The organism is Xenorhabdus szentirmaii DSM 16338, assembly GCF_002632585.1.
Taxonomy (GTDB): Bacteria; Pseudomonadota; Gammaproteobacteria; order Enterobacterales; family Enterobacteriaceae; genus Xenorhabdus; species Xenorhabdus szentirmaii.
In genome coordinates, this window is record NZ_NIBV01000014.1 from 1 (window position 1) to 1,741 (window position 1,741).

At 41.9% G+C, this 1,741-nt stretch carries 3 protein-coding genes and 2 pseudogenes; 2 read left to right on the forward strand and 3 right to left on the reverse strand.

Annotation, left to right across the window (positions count from 1 at the left end; translation table 11 throughout):
- Both Xsze_RS22320 and Xsze_RS21335 read left to right on the forward strand, forming a co-directional pair.
- Nucleotides 1–222, forward strand: a pseudogene (locus Xsze_RS22320) (helix-turn-helix transcriptional regulator); the annotation flags it as partial.
- 75 nt (nt 223–297) lie between these two features.
- Nucleotides 298–618 carry a SymE family type I addiction module toxin gene (locus Xsze_RS21335; RefSeq protein WP_038234747.1) on the forward strand — a complete coding sequence of 107 codons (321 nt, stop codon included), beginning with the start codon at nt 298–300 and terminating at the stop codon, nt 616–618.
- A gap of 92 nt (nt 619–710) precedes the next feature.
- On the opposite strand, the gene Xsze_RS21340 is transcribed toward Xsze_RS21335, so the two are convergent.
- From Xsze_RS21340 to Xsze_RS21345, 3 genes and pseudogenes are all read right to left on the reverse strand, one after another.
- Nucleotides 711–1,058, reverse strand: coding sequence for a hypothetical protein (locus tag Xsze_RS21340; RefSeq protein WP_038234745.1), 348 nt, complete (start codon nt 1,056–1,058; stop codon nt 711–713).
- A 12-nt stretch (nt 1,059–1,070) separates the two neighbouring features.
- Nucleotides 1,071–1,517 carry a hypothetical protein gene (locus Xsze_RS22500; protein ID WP_211293378.1) on the reverse strand — a complete coding sequence of 149 codons (447 nt, stop codon included), beginning with the start codon at nt 1,515–1,517 and terminating at the stop codon, nt 1,071–1,073.
- Nucleotides 1,508–1,685 (reverse strand): annotated as a pseudogene (locus tag Xsze_RS21345) (RHS repeat-associated core domain-containing protein); the annotation flags it as partial. The gene Xsze_RS22500 and the pseudogene Xsze_RS21345, both read right to left, overlap by 10 nt.
- Nucleotides 1,686–1,741 lie beyond the last annotated feature (56 nt).

Genomic DNA, 1,741 nt, shown 5'->3' on the forward strand with positions numbered 1-1,741 from the left:
CTGGATACGGTGGTTAAAATTGCTCAGGCATTACAGATGAGTATTGATGCGCTGGTCGGACTCGAAGCGCCGAAAGCCCCTAAAATACATAACCCTAAACTACAAGCACTTTATGAGCAGATTGATTCACTCTCTGATGAAGATCAACAAGCGTTGATAGTTTTGATGGACAGTTTAGTGACAAGAACCAAGATGGCAAAACTCATTGTAGGACAGCAGTAAGATAATTTCGCGGTGTTGGCGTGTTCTCAGCACATCAACACCGCTAACCATAAGCAACTACCAAGGAGTTGAATGATGGCTAAGGCGCATTCTAAGCAAAACGCGGCTCAAAATAAAGCCGCGAAAACAGAGCGTTATTACACCGTGGGATACGTCCCGCAAAACGGCAGTGAGAACCCGCCCCCGATGATCCGCCTTAAGGGACAATGGCTTAAACAGGCTGGCTTTGAGATTGGTGGCTCGGTCACAGTGAAGATCATGGATGGCTGTCTGGTGCTGATCCCCGACAGCGACGAGACGAACAGCCTCAAGCAGCAATACCAGCGCCAGCGCGAACAAATCAGTGACATTAAGCTGCGGATGCGTGAGTTGATTGGCGACTACAATAGCCGCTAAGGGCAGGGAGTGAGCAGCTCTTAAAAAGAACAAAGCCGGAAGATCACGGGGATCTTTCCGGCTTCAGGAATATTATTCAATGAGAATCATTCTTATGTGTTGATCAAGGAACTAATTTGTACCGATATTGATGGTTTCCACATAATTTCAATAACTGTATTTGTATCCTTAAGTAAAACTTCAATAAATAGATATTCCCCTTTTTTATCATGTCGTAGGTGTATTGATTTAACACCTTCAATTAAATATTGACTGACAACTTGGTTACTAACACTAATTTTAGTCTGAATCCAACCTTCTGTTACATTAAAGGAAAATTCAAGGCTTACTCCATTATTAAAGATAGTGTATGCCAAACATTGCTCACTCTCATCTTTATAAGTTGGTTCTGATTCAAAAAAAGACAAGAAATCTAAATAATTAGGTAATAGCTCAATCATATTTAACTTCTCTTAATCTTTAGGGATTACAGTTAAAAATTTTCTGCTTCCATTTTCCATAATCTGATATGTGGACTCAAGCACGGTTGCCTTACCTGATGGCCCATACAGCAAAGATTGTCTCGTTTCTTGTAATATATTTTTGTGGCCTCTAAATACACTTATAACGTTATTATTTCCACCTTGAATTGAGCTTTCAAAATGCTCAATCAGCAATCTTTTTCCTTTAGCATCCTCATGAATTCCTAATTTTTTCATAGTATGAGCCAATTGTGATGAGCGTGCAGTATTGTGAGGATTACTGTTTACTCGACCAAAAATATAGTTGAATTTGTTGGAATCAAATTCTAAAGATTTATTATAAGCATGAGGAAAGTTAGATGACTCTCTCCCTGCCTTACTTTCCGCAATATTATCAAGAACACCTTGCTTGAGTTTGTCACAATCTGCACCCGCCAACCCAAACGGATCGATCCAACCCGTCGGGTTATGCACATACCCGTAAGGATTAAACCCGCCCAGCAGCCCTATCGGGTCAGCTGAAATATACTGCGCAGTCTCCGGCGAGTAATAACGAAAGCGGTTATAGTAAAGCCCTGACTCTGTATCCTCATATTGCCCTGCAAAGGGGCATCATCTCCGACGCCATCATACTCGCAGGGCGACGGCAATCCGTGCAGGGC

What these genes read in the sequence shown, in the direction of transcription:
- Xsze_RS21335 (WP_038234747.1), top strand. Translation starts at nt 298, where the DNA reads ATGGCTAAGGCGCATTCTAAGCAAAACGCGGCTCAAAATAAAGCCGCG.
- Xsze_RS21340 (WP_038234745.1), bottom strand. Translation starts at nt 1,058, where the DNA reads ATGATTGAGCTATTACCTAATTATTTAGATTTCTTGTCTTTTTTTGAA.